This is a genomic window from Clostridioides sp. GD02404 (genome assembly GCF_045898275.1).
GTDB classification, from domain to species: Bacteria; Bacillota; Clostridia; order Peptostreptococcales; family Peptostreptococcaceae; genus Clostridioides; species Clostridioides difficile_A.
This window is the reverse complement of record NZ_JBJOCA010000014.1, coordinates 91913-109014: the sequence shown is the minus strand read 5'-3', so window position 1 is coordinate 109014 and position 17102 is coordinate 91913. Positions and strand designations below refer to the sequence as shown.

Here is a 17102-nt window from a genome sequence, read left to right as displayed (position 1 = left end):
GCCCCTTCCAGGTCGCCAAACTAAATAAGCGGGAATAGTTCAGTGGTAGAGCGCAACCTTGCCAAGGTTGAAGTCGCGAGTTCGAATCTCGTTTCCCGCTCCATAATAACTTGGGTGCATAGCTCAGCTGGATAGAGCAACGCCCTTCTAAGGCGTGTGTCCGGGGTTCGAATCCCTGTGCGCTCATTAAGAAAAGTTTACTATATTTTATAGTAAACTTTTATATTGTTTAAAAAGACACAGGATACATGTATATTACCTGTGTCTTTTTCTTTACAAACTTTAAACCTTCTAAGAGTTACAGTATATTCATTAATATTGTAAACATATAAATGCTAATGTATAATAGTTTACAAGACATTTATAAAAGTTCTAGTTAGAAGGAATCACTAACTATAGGATAAAGTCTATATACATTATATTGTATACTTTATAGTATTAATATATTAGAATGATTAATTAACTTATAAATTAATTGTACTTATATAATGAATTATGAAAAATTAAGTATTATAGAGAATTGACAATGTAATGTAACATTTATAGGTTATACTAAATGAATTATAATAGTATAGGTAATAGATGCATAAGTTTGAGAATATGTGTGTTATTTTACCTATAGAAAATAATTTCTAATAGTATTTGTAGTAGTATATTAAAATAAATTTATCTAGACTAGTTATAAAGCAGATTATTATTTTAAGGCAAGAATTACATTAATAAGTTAATAAGATAATATTTATGATAGATAATGTTTCAGTTATATAATTAATGAGCAGATTATAAAATTTATTTTAGTAAATATATATTAATTAATGATATATTAAATAGGTTCTATAGCATAAAACTGTGTTAAGGCGCGAGTACTATTTTGTATTCGCGCCTTGATGGTTTGAATTATTTGACCTAAAACTAACTTTAATAAAAATATACATTTATTGAATCAATATTTTTTATGTCTTTAGAGATTATTTAACAATCTCGAACCATAAAATTAGAATTATTTACACAAAAGTTAAATAGTTTGTATAGAGTTAGATTTATATAGTATAATACATAGTGTAAATAATTAAGAAGTTATCAAACAGGAGGATAAAACTGTGTTAGATATAAATTCTTTTTTAAATGGATTTTTTAATATAATATTAAGAATGAGTATATATGATTTAATTGACATATCTATAGTAGCGTATATTTTTTACAAAATATTTATGTTTATAAAAGATACAAGAGCAGAACAAGTATTTAAAGGGATAATATTTCTTTTACTAGCAACTCAACTTAGTAACACTTTTAAACTGCATACCGTTTATTGGATATCTCTTAAAGCTCTAGATTATGGAGTTATAGCTGCCCTTATAATTTTCCAGCCAGAATTTAGAGCAGGACTTGAGCATATAGGAAGAGCAAAATTTAATTTATTTGGAAAGAATGTAAATACATCAGAAGAGACTCTTAATAGAAATATAGAGGAAATTGTAGAGGCATTATATTCACTTTCTAGACAAAAGATAGGCGCTCTTATCATAATGGAAAGAGAAACTAGAATAAGTGACATAATAAATACAGGAACTATTATTGATGCTGAGATTTCTAGACAGCTATTAATAAATATATTTATACCAAATACACCACTACATGATGGAGCTGTTGTAATTAGAGATTCCAAAGTAAAGGCAGCTGCATGTTTTTTACCTCTGACAGAAAGTAAGGATTTAAGCAAAGATTTAGGTACTAGACATAGAGCGGGAATAGGTGTAAGTGAAGTATCTGACTGTATTACACTGATTGTGTCTGAAGAAACTGGAGGCGTTTCAATCGCTAAATCAGGTAAGTTATATAGAGATATCTCTAGAGAAAGAATGATGAATATATTACGTAGTAATCTAAAAACAAATACAGAAACAAGAAGTTTTTTCAAAGGTGGTATATTTAAATGATAAATAGACTGAAAAATAATACCAAAATAAAAATAATATCATTTTTAAGTGCAATTGCATTATGGATGTATGTTATGGCTGTAGTTGACCCTGAAGAAACTAAGGGGTTTGAGGATATACCTGTATCGATAAGTAACATGAGTGATTTAAAAGATAAAAATCTTGTTATATATCCAGACGAAAAATTAACAGCAGATGTATATATAAAAGGTAGTTTATCAAAGGTACAAAGTGTAAAAAAAGAGGATATACATGTATATGGAACTATTGAAGACCCAATACAAGGACAGAAAGAAGTATATTTAAAAGCAAATATTCCTCAAGGTGTCACTATAGAATTTAAACATGATGTTTTAGTAGTGAATCTTGAAAAAAATATAAAAGAAAAAAGAGATATAAAGGTAGAAGTAAGTGGAAATTCAAAAAGAAATATAAACAAAATTGAACTTAGTAAGAATGTTGTCGATGTTTCGGGACCAAGAAGTCTGGTTAATGAAGTCAAAAGTGTAAGAGCTAACTTAGATGTTGGAAATCAAACAGAGGACTTTTCTAAAAAATTAGAATTAATTCCATTAAATAGTAGTGGAACAAAGGTTGAAGGTGTAACATTAAGCTCATCTTTTGTAACTGCACAAATAGAATTATTAAAAGAAAAGATGGTACCAATAAGAGTGAACTTGAAGGATGGTAAAGATAATGATGCACTGAAAAACTATAAATTAAGTGCAGAACAAGTTACAATAAAAGGAAAAAAAGAAAATATAGACAAAATAAATTATATTAAGACAAAACCTGTTGATTTAGCTGATTTAGCTGATGGAGGAGAAAAAGAAGTGAGTTTAGAGGTTCCAGAAGGTATAACTCTTGAAGACAGTTCTATAACAATAAAATTAAATGAAACAAAACAGTTAAGTGCAGAGTTTCTATACAATGTAGAGGATATTGAATTAAGAAATATACCAGCAAATATGGATAATCCAAGTATAATTTCTGATGTAAATATAAAAGTTGTAGTAGAATCGACAGAAGACTTAAGCAAGTTAAATAAAAAAGATATTTCATTGTTTATCGATTTATCACAAGGACCTGAAGAAGATAGTAAATACAAAGTAAAATATGAAACAACATATCAATTTAAAAAAATAAATATAGAACCTAATATTGTTGAAGTGGAATGAACAAATATTTCGAATATTTAGTTGTTACAAGATGCGACAAAAAAACCTATAAAATTAAGTTTGTTAATTTTATGTTTTTGTTGCATCTTGTTTATTTTAGTTATATTATAAAATAAGGACAATGAGATATTTGTTAAATCTAAAAAGTACTAGAAATTATGAAAAAAGACTGATAAATAGATTTAAATAAATATTTTTGAATTAAATATTTCAATTATCCCTAGGAAAACGTTGCTGAACGAGTTATAATTTAATTGAGATATAAAAAGTTCTATTTCAAAAAATTCAAGATGAGGTGGAAATGCATGAAAAGCTTTGAAGAAGTAATTAAGTTTGCAAAAGAAAGAGGACCTAAAACTATATCAGTAGCATGTTGTCAAGACAAAGAAGTTTTAATGGCAGTTGAGATGGCTAGAAAAGAAAAAATAGCAGATGCTATTTTAGTAGGTGATATAGAAAAGACTAAAGAAATTGCAAAAAGCATAGACATGGATATCGAAAATTATGAACTGATAGATATAAAAGATTTAGCAGAAGCATCTCTAAAATCTGTTGAATTAGTTTCACAAGGAAAAGCCGACATGGTAATGAAAGGCTTAGTAGACACATCAATAATACTAAAAGCAGTTTTAAATAAAGAAGTAGGTCTTAGAACTGGAAATGTATTAAGTCATGTAGCAGTATTTGATGTAGAGGGATATGACAGATTATTTTTCATAACTGACGCAGCTATGAACTTAGCTCCTGATACAAATACTAAAAAGCAAATCATAGAAAATGCTTGCACAGTAGCACATTCATTAGATATAAACGAACCAAAAGTTGCTGCAATATGCGCAAAAGAAAAAGTAAATCCAAAAATGAAAGATACAGTTGAAGCTAAAGAACTAGAAGAAATGTATGAAAGAGGAGAAATCAAAGGTTGTATGGTTGGTGGACCTTTTGCAATTGATAATGCGGTGTCTTTAGAAGCAGCTAAACATAAAGGTATAAATCATCCTGTAGCAGGAAGAGCTGATATATTATTAGCTCCAGATATTGAAGGTGGTAACATATTATATAAAGCTTTAGTATTCTTCTCAAAATCAAAAAATGCAGGAGTTATAGTTGGAGCTAAAGCACCAATAATACTAACTTCTAGAGCAGATAGTGAAGAAACTAAACTTAACTCAATAGCTTTAGGTGTTTTAATGGCAGCAAAGGCTTAAATTTAAGGGGGAAATAGGCAAATGAGCAAAATATTTAAAATCTTAACAATAAATCCTGGATCGACATCAACTAAAATAGCTGTATTTGATAATGAGGATTTAGTATTTGAAAAAACTTTAAGACATTCTTCAGAAGAAATAGGAAAATATGAGAAAGTGTCAGACCAATTTGAATTCCGTAAACAAGTAATAGAAGAAGCTCTAAAAGAAGGTGGAGTAAAAACATCTGAATTAGATGCTGTAGTAGGTAGAGGAGGACTTCTTAAACCTATAAAAGGCGGTACTTATTCAGTAAGTGCTGCTATGATTGAAGATTTAAAAGTAGGAGTTTTAGGAGAACATGCTTCAAACTTAGGTGGAATAATAGCAAAGCAAATAGGTGATGAAGTAAATGTTCCTTCATACATAGTAGACCCTGTTGTTGTGGATGAATTAGAAGATATCGCTAGAATTTCTGGTATGCCTGAAATAAGCAGAGCAAGTGTAGTACATGCTCTAAATCAAAAGGCAATAGCAAGAAGATACGCTAGAGAAATAGGTAAGAAATACGAAGATATAAATCTTATAGTTGCTCACATGGGTGGAGGAGTTTCTGTTGGAGCTCATAAAAATGGTAGAATAGTAGATGTTGCAAACGCATTAGATGGAGAAGGTCCTTTCTCTCCAGAAAGAAGTGGTGGATTACCAGTAGGTGCATTAGTAAAAATGTGCTTTAGTGGAAAATATACTCAAGATGAAATTAAAAAGAAAATAAAAGGTAATGGTGGATTAGTTGCATATTTAAATACTAATGATGCTAGAGAAGTTGAAGAAAGAATTGAAGCTGGTGATGAAAAGGCTAAATTATTATATGAAGCTATGGCATATCAAATCTCTAAAGAAATAGGAGCTAATGCAGCAGTTCTTAAGGGAGATGTAAAAGCAATACTATTAACTGGTGGAATCGCATATTCAAAAATGTTTACAGAAATGATTACAGATAGAGTTAAATTTATAGCAGATGTAAAAGTTTATCCAGGAGAAGATGAAATGATTGCATTAGCTCAAGGTGGACTTAGAGTTTTAACTGGTGAAGAAGAGGCCCAAGTTTATGATAACTAATGATAAAAGAATAAGAATCATAACTGGTCACTATGGAAGTGGTAAAAGTGAATTTGCGATGAACTATGTTATTAAATTAAGAGATATGGTTTCTGGCAAAGTTGCTATAGCCGATTTAGATGTGGTAAATGTATACTTTAGAACTAGAGAAAAGAAAGAACTAATGAAATCTTTAGGTATACAACCAATTGATAGCTCAATCAATGCTCCAACATTAGACTTACCAGCAGTATCAGCAGAAGTAATGTCTCCTATGGTGGACAATTCATACAATTCTGTTATAGATTTAGGTGGAGATAATGTAGGTGCCAGAGTTATAGGAAGATTTAGTCATTTGTTAAAAGAAGGCGACTATGATATGCTTTTTGTAATAAATGCAAATAGGGAGAAAACTCAAACTTCTGAAGAAGTTATCCAATATATAAAGGAAATAGAAAAATCTTCTAAGTTAAAGGTAACAGGTCTAATTAATAATACTCATCTTATTAGATTTACTACTATTGATGACGTTTTAAGAGGACAGAAAGTTGCAAAAGAAGTTTCTGAGAAATGTAATATACCTATAAGATATGTTGCATGTTTAGAAAATCTTGTTGAACAGTTACCAAAAGACATAGAAGGAGAAATTTTTCCTATAAAATTATATATGAGAGAAGATTGGATGTAGTTTGAGCTCAAATATATAGAAAGTTTAAGGAGGCTTAGGTAAATGGCTAAAGGAAAAGTATCTTTTAATGAAGAACGTTGTAAAGGTTGTGGATTATGCGTTGAAGCATGTCCAGTAAAAATCATACAATTAGACTCAAATGTAATAAACAAAAAAGGGTATAACCCAGCAACTGTTTTTGAAATGGAAAAATGCATAGGATGTGCAAGTTGTGCAACTATGTGTCCAGATGTAGTTATAACAGTAGAAAGAGATTAATTTAATTAATATTTAAGGGGGAATTTTAATGGCTAAGATACTTATGAAAGGTAACGAAGCATTTGGAAAAGCAGCTATAGAAGCTGGTTGCAAATATTTCTTCGGTTACCCAATAACTCCACAAAGTGAATTACCAGAATATTTATCAAGAGAGTTACCAAAGATAGGTGGAGCGTTCGTTCAAGCTGAATCAGAAGTTTCTGCAATAAACATGGTTTATGGTGGAGCAGGTGCAGGAGCAAGAGTTATGACTTCTTCATCTTCACCAGGAGTTGCTTTAAAACAAGAAGGTATAACATATGCAGTAGGTGCAGAAGTTCCTTGTGTTGTACTTAACGTAATGAGAGGTGGTCCAGGACTAGGAAGTATACAACCTTCACAAGCTGACTACTTTATGTCTACAAGAGGTGGAGGAAATGGAGACTACAGAACTCCAGTATTCGCACCAGCTACAGTTCAAGAAGCTGTTGATATGATAATGGAAGCTTTTGACGTTGCAGATTACTACAGATCACCAGTTATGGTAGTTGCAGATGGTATGATAGGTCAAATGATGGAGCCAGTTGAATTTAAAGCTCCTGAAAAGAAAAGAGAATTGCCTCCTAAAGATTGGGCAACTGTTGGAACTAAAGGAAAAAGAGTACCTAATGTAATAAACTCTCTATACTTAGAGCCAGAAGTACTAGAAGACCATTGTTGGCATTTACAAGAAAAATTTGAAGCAATGGAAAAAAATGAAGTTCAATACGAAATGTACAAAACAGAAGATGCTGAATTTGTATTTGCAGCTTATGGAACTACTTCAAGAGTAGTAAAAAGCGCAATTGATATATTAAGAGAAGAAGGAATAAAAGCAGGTCTTATAAGACCTAAAGTATTATGGCCATTCCCATTTGAAGCATTTGACCAAATTCCTAATGCTAGAAACATATTAACTGTTGAAATGAGTATGGGACAAATGGTGGAAGATGTTAAAATGGCAGTAGAAGGTAAATTACCAGTTTACTTCCATGGAAGACCAGGAGGAATGACTCCAACACCAGCAGAAATAGTTGAAAAAGCTAAAAAAATTATTGCCGGAGAATTGGTTGCAGGAGGTGCTAGATAATGGCTGTTGTATTTAAGAAAACTGAAGGATTACAAGATACCCAAACTCACTACTGTCCAGGATGTACACATGGTATAATCCATAGATTAGTTGGTGAAGTATTAGAAGAATTAGGAGTATTAGGTGATGCTGTAGGTGTTGTTCCAGTTGGATGTTCAGTTCTAGGATATAAATATTTTAACTGTGACACTCAAGAGGCTGCTCATGGTAGAGCACCAGCAGCTGCTACAGGAATAAAAAGAGTTCATCCTGAAAATACAGTATTCACTTATCAAGGTGATGGAGACTTAGCTTCAATCGGTACTGCTGAAATAGTTCATGCAGCTGCTAGAGGAGAAAAAATAACTACTATATTTGTAAACAATACAACATATGGTATGACTGGTGGGCAAATGGCTCCAACTACACTAGTTGGACAAAGAGCTACTACTGCTCAATCAGGAAGAAATGCTGAAACTCAAGGTTATCCAATAAGAGTAAGCGAAATGTTAGCTACATTAACAGGAGCTGTATTTGTAGAAAGAGTAGCAGTTGATACTCCAGCTCATGTTAGACAAGCTAAAAAAGCTATAAAGAAAGCATTCCAAGTTCAACAAGCAGGATTAGGATTTGGAATAGTAGAAGTATTATCTACTTGTCCTACAAACTGGGGACTAGCTCCAAATGATGCTTTACAATGGTTAAGAGACAATATGATACCATACTATCCATTAGGAAATTTCAAAAATGTTGAAGTTGAGGAGGTGAAGTAAATGTCTACAGCTAGAGTAATATGTGCAGGCTTCGGAGGCCAAGGTGTTATGTCTATGGGACAATTACTTACTTATGCAGGAATGCTAGAAGGAAAAGAAGTTTCTTGGTTACCATCTTATGGACCAGAAATGCGTGGAGGTACAGCAAACTGTGCAGTAACTGTATCTAGTGAACCAGTTGGTTCTCCACTTATAACAGATGATGCAACTGCAGCTATATTATTAAACATACCAGCATTTGAAAAATTCAAAGATGATGTAATCCCTGGTGGAAAAATAATAGTAAATAGCTCTTTAATAAAAGAAAAAGTTGAAAGAACAGATGTAGATGTTTATTATATACCAGCAAATGAATTAGCAGTTGAGTTAGGAAATGACAAAGTTGCTAATATGATAATGTTAGGAGCTTACTTAAAAGTAGCTGATACTGTAGATATAGAATCTGTATTAGAAGCATTTAAGAAAGTTTTCGGACCTAGAAAAGAAAAATTCGTTCCATTAAACAGAGAAGCTCTACAAAAAGGTATGGATGCTGCATGTTCTGTAGCAACTAACTAATAAAGAAAAAAGATGTCAAAAAAAAGACAATAGAATTATTTCTATTGTCTTTTTTGCTGATAAGTATTAAAATGTTTTTATGACTGAAATTAAGAATATAATGATATTTTATGAACTATAAAAATATAATATAAATTGCAAGCTTTTCAATTATGGAAGGAGAATCTTTAGTGAGAAAGTATTTTGGAACTGATGGAGTTAGAGGAGTAGCAAATACAGAATTAACATGTGACTTAGCATATAAACTTGGTAGAGCTGGTGGTTTTGTCTTAGCTCAAGGAGACCACAGGGTAAAAGTAGTGGTAGGTAAAGATACGAGAATATCAGGAGATATGTTAGAAGCATCTTTAATAGCAGGACTTATGTCTGTTGGATGTGATGTTATTACTGTTGGAATAATACCAACACCTGCAGTGGCATATTTAACTAGAAAATATGGTGCTGATTGTGGCGTGGTTATATCTGCATCTCATAATCCTGTTGAATATAATGGAATTAAATTCTTTAATAAGAATGGATATAAATTGGATGATGAAATTGAATTAAGAATAGAAGAGTATATAGATGATATAGATAAAATTGAATGTCTACCAATTGGCGAAAATGTAGGAAGAAAGTTACATGAACATTATGCACAAAGGGACTATGTAGACTATCTGAAATCAATAATAAGTACCGATTTTAAAGGATTAAAAGTAGTATTGGATTGTGCAAATGGTGCATCATATAAAGTAGCACCAATAGTATTTGATGAATTAGGAGCAAGTGTAATTTCAATAAATAGCTCACCAGATGGAAATAATATAAATTATAAATGTGGTTCTACACATCCAGAACAACTTCAAAATGCTGTTTTGGAACATAATGCTGACTTAGGTCTTGCATATGATGGAGATGCCGATAGATTAATTGCTGTAAATGAAAAGGGTCAAATTGTTGATGGAGACCATATAATGATATTGAGTGCTTTAAATTTGAAGAAAAATAATAAATTAGCACAAGATACTTTAGTAGTTACAGTTATGAGTAACATAGGATTAACAATAGCTGCTAAAGAAAATGGAATAAATTTATCTACTACAGCAGTTGGAGATAGGTATGTTTTAGAGGATATGGTTAAGAATGGATACAATCTTGGTGGAGAACAATCTGGACATATGATATTCTTAGATTACAATACAACTGGAGATGGAGTACTTAGTTCTTTAATACTTGCAAATATAATCTTGCAAGAAAAGAAACCTTTATCAGAGCTTGCATCAATAATGAGTCAATATCCACAAGTATTAGTAAATGCAACAATAAAAAATGAAAATAAAACTAAATATATGGAATATCCAGAAATAAAAACTGAGATAGAAAGAATAGAATCTATTTTAGATGGAAATGGTAGAGTTTTGATAAGACCATCAGGAACTGAGCCATTAGTTAGAGTTATGTTAGAGGGTAAAGAGGAAGGTCAAATAAAAGAATTAGCAACAAATTTAGCTAATCTTATACAAGAAAAATTATCGTAATTTATAAGGGTATTCTCAGGTATAAATACTGAGAGCACCTTTCTAAGCGCCAGAACTTAGTTATAGACATAATTATTAAGTAACATAGGAACTAAGTTGACGAGGTCAGAGTTAATCGAATTGTCGGCGGATGCTCTGCGGTGTGTTTACCATCGAAAGACTTCTTTAAATAATAGGAGTAATCCTATGGACAAAGGGAAGCCAAAGTAAACTTATATGACCTAACTCTTAAAATATATAAATAATATTTTTTAGGAGGACACAAATAATGTGTGGAATAGTTGGATATTTAGGAAGTAGAAAGGCAGCAGAAGTTATAGTAGAAGGACTTTCTAAGCTAGAGTACAGAGGTTATGACTCTGCAGGAGTAGCAGTTAATAATTCTAATGGAGAAGAGCTTGATATCAGAAAATTTAAAGGTAGACTTTCTGTATTGGCAGAGGATTTAGAAAAGAATCCTATTGATGGAAATTTGGGAATAGGGCATACAAGATGGGCAACTCATGGAGAACCATCTGATGTAAACTCTCATCCTCATTTTAATCAAGCTAAAACAATAGCAGTTGTTCATAATGGGATAATAGAAAATTATATGGAAATAAAAGAGGAGTTAATCTCTGAAGGTGTTAAATTTGAATCTCAGACAGATACAGAAGTAATAGCACATTTAGTAGATAAATATTATGAAGGTAATTTATTAGATGCTGTATACAAAACTATATCAAAATTAAGAGGAGCTTATGCACTAGGTGTTATCTGTAAAGAACATGGAAATGAACTAGTTGCAGTAAGAAAAGATAGTCCTCTTGTAGTTGGTGTTGGTGAAGGAGAAAACTTTATAGCGTCAGATATACCTGCCTTATTAAAATACACTAGAGATGTTTATTTCTTAGAAAATGGAGAAATAGTTCATCTAAAAGATGAAAACGTAACAGTTTATGATTCTAATAGAAATCTAGTAGAAAAAGAAGTATTCCATGTAACTTGGGATGTAGAGGCTGCATCTAAAGGTGGATATGATTACTTTATGTCAAAAGAAATTCATGAGCAACCAACAGGTGTTAGAGAAACGCTAGAAAGAAGACTTGATGACAATGGAAGCATAGTTTTAGATAGTATAAATATTTCTAAAGAAGATTTAGATAAAATAAATAAAGTTTATATAGTGGCTTGTGGAACAGCATATAATGCTGGATTACTTGGTAAGTATGCTATAGAAAAATTTGTAAATATACCAGTAATAACTGATATAGCATCAGAGTTTAGATATAGTGACCCATTTGTAGATGAAAATTCATTAGTAATATTAGTTAGTCAATCTGGTGAAACAGCAGATACTTTAGCAGTATTAAGAGACTCAAAGGCTAAAGGAGCAAGAATACTTTCTATAACTAATGTTGTAGGTTCATCTATAGCTAGAGAATCAGATGATGTTTTCTATACTTGGGCAGGTCCTGAAGTAGCCGTTGCATCAACTAAGGCATATACTACTCAAATAACTTCTCTATATATGATAGCTCTAGACTTTGCTATTAAGAAAGGAACAATAAATAGAGAATTTTATGATAGTATGATTTCTAAGATGAAAGAAATACCATCAAAAATACAAGAAATACTAGATAACGAAGAATATATAAAAGAAATTGCTAAAACAGTTGTGAGTTCTGACCATGCATTCTATTTAGGAAGAGGAATAGATTATAGTTTAGCAATGGAAGGTTCATTAAAATTAAAAGAGATTTCATATATACATGCAGAAGCTTTTGCAGCAGGAGAATTAAAGCATGGAACAATAGCTTTAATAGAAAAAGGAACTCCTGTAATTGCTATAGCTACTCAAGAAAAATTATTTGAAAAAATGGTTTCTAATATGGAGGAAGTAAGAGCAAGAGGTGCTTATGTAGTAGCTATAGCTCAAAGTCACAATAAGGATGTTGAGAAAGCTGCTGATAGAATAATCTATATACCAAATTCAGATGATATTTTATCTCCTATATTAGCAGTTGTACCAATGCAATTACTTGCTTACCATGTTTCTGTATTAAGAGGATGCGATGTTGATAAACCAAGAAATCTAGCTAAGTCAGTAACAGTTGAATAAAAATATATTAAAAATTAAATAGATAATATTTATTAAAAAGCTCATTCTATTGTTTGTATTTTATAGGATGAGCTTTTTTATAAGAATTAAGCATGTTTTTTTGTTATAATTAATTTAATACTTTATGAGAAAACAGTTTTAATTTAATGAAATAATTTCAAATAAAAAAATATTATAAATAGGAGAATAAATTATGTCGGATGATTTTAAAAAGAAAAATAAAGAAGATTTTTTTATTAATCTCGAATCAATTTCTACTGAAATTTTACAAGAAAAAATACAAGATAAATCTTGGATTGTAGTTGATACTCGTTTAAATGATGCATATAATGGATGGAAGTTAGATGGAGTAAAAAGAGGAGGACATATAAAAGGTGCTATAGATTTCTCTGCTAATTGGTTAAGTGTATACTCAGATAAAAAAGATGAAGTACTAGAGCAAGCACTGAGAACTAAGGGAATTGATTTAAATAAAAATATAGTATTATATGATGCCAATGGAAAAGATGCTTTACTTGTAGCAGAGTATTTGTTTAAAAAGGGATATAAGTATTTATATAAATATGATGTTAATCAATGGGCAGAGAATGAGAATCTTCCAATGGAAAGGTATAAAAATTATCAAATGATAGTACCAGCTTCTATAATAAAAGAAATACTGGATGGGGGAATACCAGAGACATTTGAAAATTCCAAACATATAAAAATGATTGAAGCAAGTTGGGGAGAAGAAAAAGAATCGTATGCGAAAGGTCATATACCTACAAGTGTTCATATAAATACTGATATTATAGAACCACCTCCAACATGGATGCTAGACAATGATAATAATCTGACTCAGTTTGCATTAAATTATGGATTTACGAAGGATGATACTGTAATAGTTTCAAGCAGTACAACTATGGCATCTTATAGACTAGCTGTTATATTAAGATATATAGGAGTAAGAGATGTAAGGGTTTTAAATGGTGGAATAAATTCATGGATATCAGCAGGATATGAATTAGAACTTACTAGTAACTCAAGGCATTCATGCACTAATTTTGGAGCAAATATTCCAGTCAACCCGCAATTAATTGTTACAACATCTCAATTAAAGCAAAGACTAAAAGAAAGAAATAAATGTGCATTAGTAGATATTCGTACTTGGGATGAGCATATAGGTAAAATATCTGGATATACATATTATGATAAAAAGGGACGTGTACCAGGGGCTTTATATGGGCATTCAGGTAGTGATAGTGTTTCACTAGAAGAATATCGCAATATTGATGACACAATGAGAAATAAATATGAGATTTTAGAAATGTGGAATAAAGAAAGTATAGATGTGAATAAACAGCTTATATTCATGTGTGGAAGTGGATGGCGTGCTGCTGAGGTATTAACATATGCAAATGTAATGGGTGTTGAAGAAACATCTCTTTATAGTGATGGATGGATGGGATGGAGTCTTGATAACTCAAATCAAATTGAAGTTGGAGCATATAAATAGAGCCTTTTAAAGTACAATAGAATTACTTAACATAAAGGTGTATTCTCTTTAATAAGTTGAATATACCTTTGTTATGTTTTAAAATATAAACAGAGTTAGAATATGATTATATAAATATAGACTTATTTAAACATATTATTAGCAGTATAGAATTATAAATTTATATTATGAGGTGTAAGAGATGATTAGCAAAGATGAAAAAGCAAAGTTGAAAGCTGAGGGGATATTGGCTCAAAGTCAAGAAGGATATTTCTCAATAAGAATATTAAGTAGAGCTGGAAACTTTACAGCAGAACAACTTATTAACTTGTCAAAGTTATCTGAGAAATATGGTAGAGGTTATTTGGGTGTTACTACTAGACTAGCTGTGGAAATACCATGGATAAAATATGAAGATATAGATTCAATAAAAGACGATTTAAAAACTGTAGGTTTAGAACATGGTGGTACAGGAAAGAAAGTAAGACCACTAGTTGCATGTAAAGGTACTGTATGTCAACATGGAATATATGATACACAAGAATTATGTGGAAAGTTACATGATTTATATTTTGGATATGATTTACCATCTAAAACTAAGATTACTCTAGTTGGATGTCCAAACAATTGTGCAAAAGCGAATACTAATGATGTAGGTATTGTAGGGCAAGTATATGTAAAATTTAATGAAGATAAATGTAAAAATTGTGGATTATGTACATCATCTTGTAGACAAAAATCAGTATATATGGAAAATAAGAAACTAGTGTGGAATAAAGAAGAGTGTGTAAATTGTGGAAAATGTGCTCAGGTATGTCCATTTGGAGCTATGGAAGTTGATAAAAAAGGATTAGCTGTTTATCTTGGTGGTAGAATGGGAAGAGGTTATAGATTTGGAGACAGACTTAGTAATCTGTATACAGAAGATAATATAGAAGAATTAGTTCAAGATGTATTTAATACATATAAACAATTAGCAAGTCCAGGAGAAAGAATAAGTAAAGTATTAGAAAGAATTGGTATCAAAGAGTTTGAGAAACATTTAATGAATATAAAATTGCAAAATGCATAAAAATACCTATTGAGAAAGTATATCTCTCTTAAATTTGTTAATAATTCTGTTATAAGGAAAAACATATTTAAGGGGGATTTTTTATTATGAAAAGGATAAAATTAGCTATATGCTTTTTTATATTAATGACTATAGGGATGACGATATCTTATGCAGATACAAGTATAAATACTAGGTATAATAAATTAACTAATGCACTTGAAATTTCGGAAGCAGACTTTAAATTTTATAATGTTAAAATTAATTCTGTTATAAATTATAATTTATCAAATAAAGAATTTCGTAATATTTTTATAGAAATAATTAACAATCTAAAGCTAGATGGAAAAGGAATAAATTGGAATCAAAAAGGGTATGGCGATAAAATGCAATTATGTGCTACTATAAAAGGTAGCGATAAAGAAATTTCCATAAAAGGAATAAATAAAAATAATAAAGAAAGTTACATAATAGTTGACATATTGGATAACAAAGTATATAAACATAAAGAGGATATTTATAGTAACGTAGAAAATGTGTTAAATAAATATTCATCTCAAGTAGATGTGTCTGCTTGTATTGTTGGAGAATACACAAAAAGGTTACAAAACAACAAATATGATGATATTTTACAAAAAATATTATATAATATGAATGCTAAGCAAATAGATAAAGTTAAAGACGTAAACTTTTTATCAGTAACAGCATATAGTAAAGTATTAAATGATGATGATTTAGAATATTTAGGGGAAAAAATTAATTTAAATATAGGAATTAGATATAATGAGGATGAAGGAAAAACACTCATATATATTGCCACACCAATTATAAAATTAGATTATTAATTATGAGGAGATCAAAAAATATGGCTAAGATAATAGTAAAAAAGAGTAATCCACTTAAAGGTAGTGTTAAAATAGATGGTGCAAAAAATGCAGTTTTACCAATAATAGCAGCGACTTTATTAGCGAACGGAAAATCAACATTGAATGGAGTACCAAATTTAAGAGATGTTCATGTTATATCAGATTTATTAAGACATGTAGGAGCAGAGGTTGAATATAAAGAAAATACACTTACTGTTGATGCAAGTAATATAAAGACTTGTGAAGCTCCATATGAGCTTGTAAGAAAGATGAGAGCTTCTTTTTTGGTTATGGGACCATTACTTGCTAGATTTAATAGTACAAAAATTTCTATGCCAGGAGGATGTGCTATAGGAACAAGACCTATAGATTTACATTTAAAAGGATTTAAAGCTTTAGGTGCAAACATAGAGATGGACCATGGATTTGTTGAAGCAGCAACAGAAAAGTTAGTAGGAAATAAATTATATCTAGATTTCCCATCTGTTGGAGCAACTGAAAATATAATGATGGCGGCTTCTTTAGCAGAAGGTACTACAATAATAGAAAATGCAGCAGAAGAGCCAGAGATAGTAGATTTAGCAAACTTTTTGAATGAAATGGGAGCAGATGTTAAAGGTGCAGGTACTAACACTATAAAGATAAAAGGTGTTAAAGAGCTAAAAGGAGCAGAGCATAATGTAATTCCAGATAGAATAGAAGCAGCAACTTATATGGTTGCAGCAGCTATGACAAAAGGTGATATAACTGTTGAAAATGTTTTAATGGAGCATTTAAAGCCAGTTGTAGCTAAATTAAGAGAAGCTGGTTGTGAAATTACAGAGATGGACAATTCTGTTAGAGTAGTGGGTCCAAAGGTGTTAAAACCAATAGATATAAAGACTTTACCACATCCAGGGTTTCCTACAGATGTTCAAGCACAATTTATGGCTATGCTTACTGTAGCAAATGGAACTGGTGTAGTTATAGAAACTGTTTTTGAAAATAGATTTATGCATGTTGCAGAGTTTAATAGAATGGGAGCTAATATAAAAATAGATGGAAGAAGTGCTGTTGTTAATGGTGTAGATGAATTACATGGTGCAGCAGTAAATGCTACTGATTTAAGAGCAGGTGCAGCACTTATTTTATGTGGTCTTATAGCAGAAGGAGAAACTCAAATAGGAGAAATATACCATATTCAAAGAGGTTATGTTGATATAGATAAGAAGATAACAGCATTAGGTGGTCGAATCGAAATAGTAGAAGATTAATAATTGGTTTAGAGAAGAAAGTTATAAATTAATAGGGTTGTTCATATACTTAAATACAAGGTTTTAAAAG

General features: G+C 30.7%; 15 protein-coding genes and 2 tRNA genes. All 17 read left to right on the top strand.

Annotated elements, in window-relative coordinates:
* Nucleotides 1-28: 28 nt before the first annotated feature.
* The 17 genes from Q3287_RS10455 to murA all read left to right on the top strand — a co-directional run bounded on the left by Q3287_RS10455 (nt 29) and on the right by murA (nt 17032).
* Nucleotides 29-103 (top strand) — tRNA-Gly (locus Q3287_RS10455).
* Between the two features lie 9 nt (nt 104-112).
* Nucleotides 113-186 (top strand) — tRNA-Arg (locus Q3287_RS10450).
* 914 nt (nt 187-1100) lie between these two features.
* The gene (cdaA, locus tag Q3287_RS10445) at nt 1101-1940 is read left to right on the top strand and encodes a diadenylate cyclase CdaA (protein ID WP_021382536.1); all 840 of its coding nucleotides are present in this window, start codon (nt 1101-1103) and stop codon (nt 1938-1940) included.
* Complete coding sequence (locus Q3287_RS10440; RefSeq protein ID WP_407964045.1) at nt 1937-3118, top strand: YbbR-like domain-containing protein; 1182 nt, start codon at nt 1937-1939, stop codon at nt 3116-3118. Before cdaA ends, Q3287_RS10440 begins: the two co-directional genes overlap by 4 nt.
* A 305-nt stretch (nt 3119-3423) precedes the next feature.
* The gene (ptb, locus tag Q3287_RS10435; RefSeq protein WP_021382540.1) at nt 3424-4326 is read left to right on the top strand and encodes a phosphate butyryltransferase; all 903 of its coding nucleotides are present in this window, start codon (nt 3424-3426) and stop codon (nt 4324-4326) included.
* A 21-nt stretch (nt 4327-4347) separates the two neighbouring features.
* Complete coding sequence (gene buk / locus Q3287_RS10430; RefSeq protein ID WP_054268695.1) at nt 4348-5427, top strand: butyrate kinase; 1080 nt, start codon at nt 4348-4350, stop codon at nt 5425-5427.
* The gene (locus Q3287_RS10425; protein ID WP_054268696.1) at nt 5417-6094 is read left to right on the top strand and encodes a hypothetical protein; all 678 of its coding nucleotides are present in this window, start codon (nt 5417-5419) and stop codon (nt 6092-6094) included. The genes buk and Q3287_RS10425 overlap by 11 nt, the downstream gene beginning before the upstream one ends.
* 42 nt (nt 6095-6136) lie before the next feature.
* Entirely contained in the window at nt 6137-6352 is a 216-nt protein-coding gene (locus tag Q3287_RS10420; protein ID WP_021382532.1) for a 4Fe-4S binding protein, read from the top strand.
* A gap of 28 nt (nt 6353-6380) precedes the next feature.
* Nucleotides 6381-7460: a 3-methyl-2-oxobutanoate dehydrogenase subunit VorB gene (locus tag Q3287_RS10415; RefSeq protein WP_021382548.1), complete on the top strand. Its 1080-nt coding sequence runs from the start codon at nt 6381-6383 to the stop codon at nt 7458-7460.
* Nucleotides 7460-8212: a thiamine pyrophosphate-dependent enzyme gene (locus tag Q3287_RS10410; RefSeq protein ID WP_003420710.1), complete on the top strand. Its 753-nt coding sequence runs from the start codon at nt 7460-7462 to the stop codon at nt 8210-8212. The genes Q3287_RS10415 and Q3287_RS10410 overlap by 1 nt, the downstream gene beginning before the upstream one ends.
* A complete protein-coding gene (locus Q3287_RS10405) occupies nt 8213-8770 on the top strand; it encodes a 2-oxoacid:acceptor oxidoreductase family protein (RefSeq protein WP_054268697.1) in 558 nt (185 codons plus the stop codon).
* 170 nt (nt 8771-8940) lie between these two features.
* The gene (gene glmM, locus Q3287_RS10400) at nt 8941-10287 is read left to right on the top strand and encodes a phosphoglucosamine mutase (RefSeq protein WP_054268698.1); all 1347 of its coding nucleotides are present in this window, start codon (nt 8941-8943) and stop codon (nt 10285-10287) included.
* A gap of 268 nt (nt 10288-10555) precedes the next feature.
* Nucleotides 10556-12388: a glutamine--fructose-6-phosphate transaminase (isomerizing) gene (glmS, locus tag Q3287_RS10395; RefSeq protein WP_074179926.1), complete on the top strand. Its 1833-nt coding sequence runs from the start codon at nt 10556-10558 to the stop codon at nt 12386-12388.
* Nucleotides 12389-12581: 193 nt separating this feature from the next.
* Nucleotides 12582-13883: a rhodanese-like domain-containing protein gene (locus tag Q3287_RS10390; RefSeq protein ID WP_407964044.1), complete on the top strand. Its 1302-nt coding sequence runs from the start codon at nt 12582-12584 to the stop codon at nt 13881-13883.
* 181 nt (nt 13884-14064) lie between these two features.
* Nucleotides 14065-14934 carry a 4Fe-4S binding protein gene (locus Q3287_RS10385; RefSeq protein WP_074179928.1) on the top strand — a complete coding sequence of 290 codons (870 nt, stop codon included), beginning with the start codon at nt 14065-14067 and terminating at the stop codon, nt 14932-14934.
* 86 nt (nt 14935-15020) lie between these two features.
* The gene (locus Q3287_RS10380; RefSeq protein WP_054268702.1) at nt 15021-15758 is read left to right on the top strand and encodes a YwmB family TATA-box binding protein; all 738 of its coding nucleotides are present in this window, start codon (nt 15021-15023) and stop codon (nt 15756-15758) included.
* A gap of 20 nt (nt 15759-15778) precedes the next feature.
* Nucleotides 15779-17032, top strand: a complete 1254-nt coding sequence (murA, locus tag Q3287_RS10375; protein WP_054268703.1) for a UDP-N-acetylglucosamine 1-carboxyvinyltransferase — start codon at nt 15779-15781, stop codon at nt 17030-17032.
* The last annotated feature ends 70 nt before the right edge of the window (nt 17033-17102 follow it).

Bases quoted from the DNA above. Each gene is read 5' to 3' on its own strand.
- murA (WP_054268703.1), top strand. From the start codon at position 15,779: ATGGCTAAGATAATAGTAAAAAAGAGTAATCCACTTAAAGGTAGTGTT.
- ptb (WP_021382540.1), top strand. From the start codon at position 3,424: ATGAAAAGCTTTGAAGAAGTAATTAAGTTTGCAAAAGAAAGAGGACCT.
- Q3287_RS10385 (WP_074179928.1), top strand. From the start codon at position 14,065: ATGATTAGCAAAGATGAAAAAGCAAAGTTGAAAGCTGAGGGGATATTG.
- Q3287_RS10425 (WP_054268696.1), top strand. From the start codon at position 5,417: ATGATAACTAATGATAAAAGAATAAGAATCATAACTGGTCACTATGGA.
- Q3287_RS10420 (WP_021382532.1), top strand. From the start codon at position 6,137: ATGGCTAAAGGAAAAGTATCTTTTAATGAAGAACGTTGTAAAGGTTGT.
- buk (WP_054268695.1), top strand. From the start codon at position 4,348: ATGAGCAAAATATTTAAAATCTTAACAATAAATCCTGGATCGACATCA.
- Q3287_RS10415 (WP_021382548.1), top strand. From the start codon at position 6,381: ATGGCTAAGATACTTATGAAAGGTAACGAAGCATTTGGAAAAGCAGCT.
- Q3287_RS10440 (WP_407964045.1), top strand. From the start codon at position 1,937: ATGATAAATAGACTGAAAAATAATACCAAAATAAAAATAATATCATTT.
- Q3287_RS10410 (WP_003420710.1), top strand. From the start codon at position 7,460: ATGGCTGTTGTATTTAAGAAAACTGAAGGATTACAAGATACCCAAACT.
- Q3287_RS10405 (WP_054268697.1), top strand. From the start codon at position 8,213: ATGTCTACAGCTAGAGTAATATGTGCAGGCTTCGGAGGCCAAGGTGTT.
- Q3287_RS10390 (WP_407964044.1), top strand. From the start codon at position 12,582: ATGTCGGATGATTTTAAAAAGAAAAATAAAGAAGATTTTTTTATTAAT.
- Q3287_RS10380 (WP_054268702.1), top strand. From the start codon at position 15,021: ATGAAAAGGATAAAATTAGCTATATGCTTTTTTATATTAATGACTATA.
- glmS (WP_074179926.1), top strand. From the start codon at position 10,556: ATGTGTGGAATAGTTGGATATTTAGGAAGTAGAAAGGCAGCAGAAGTT.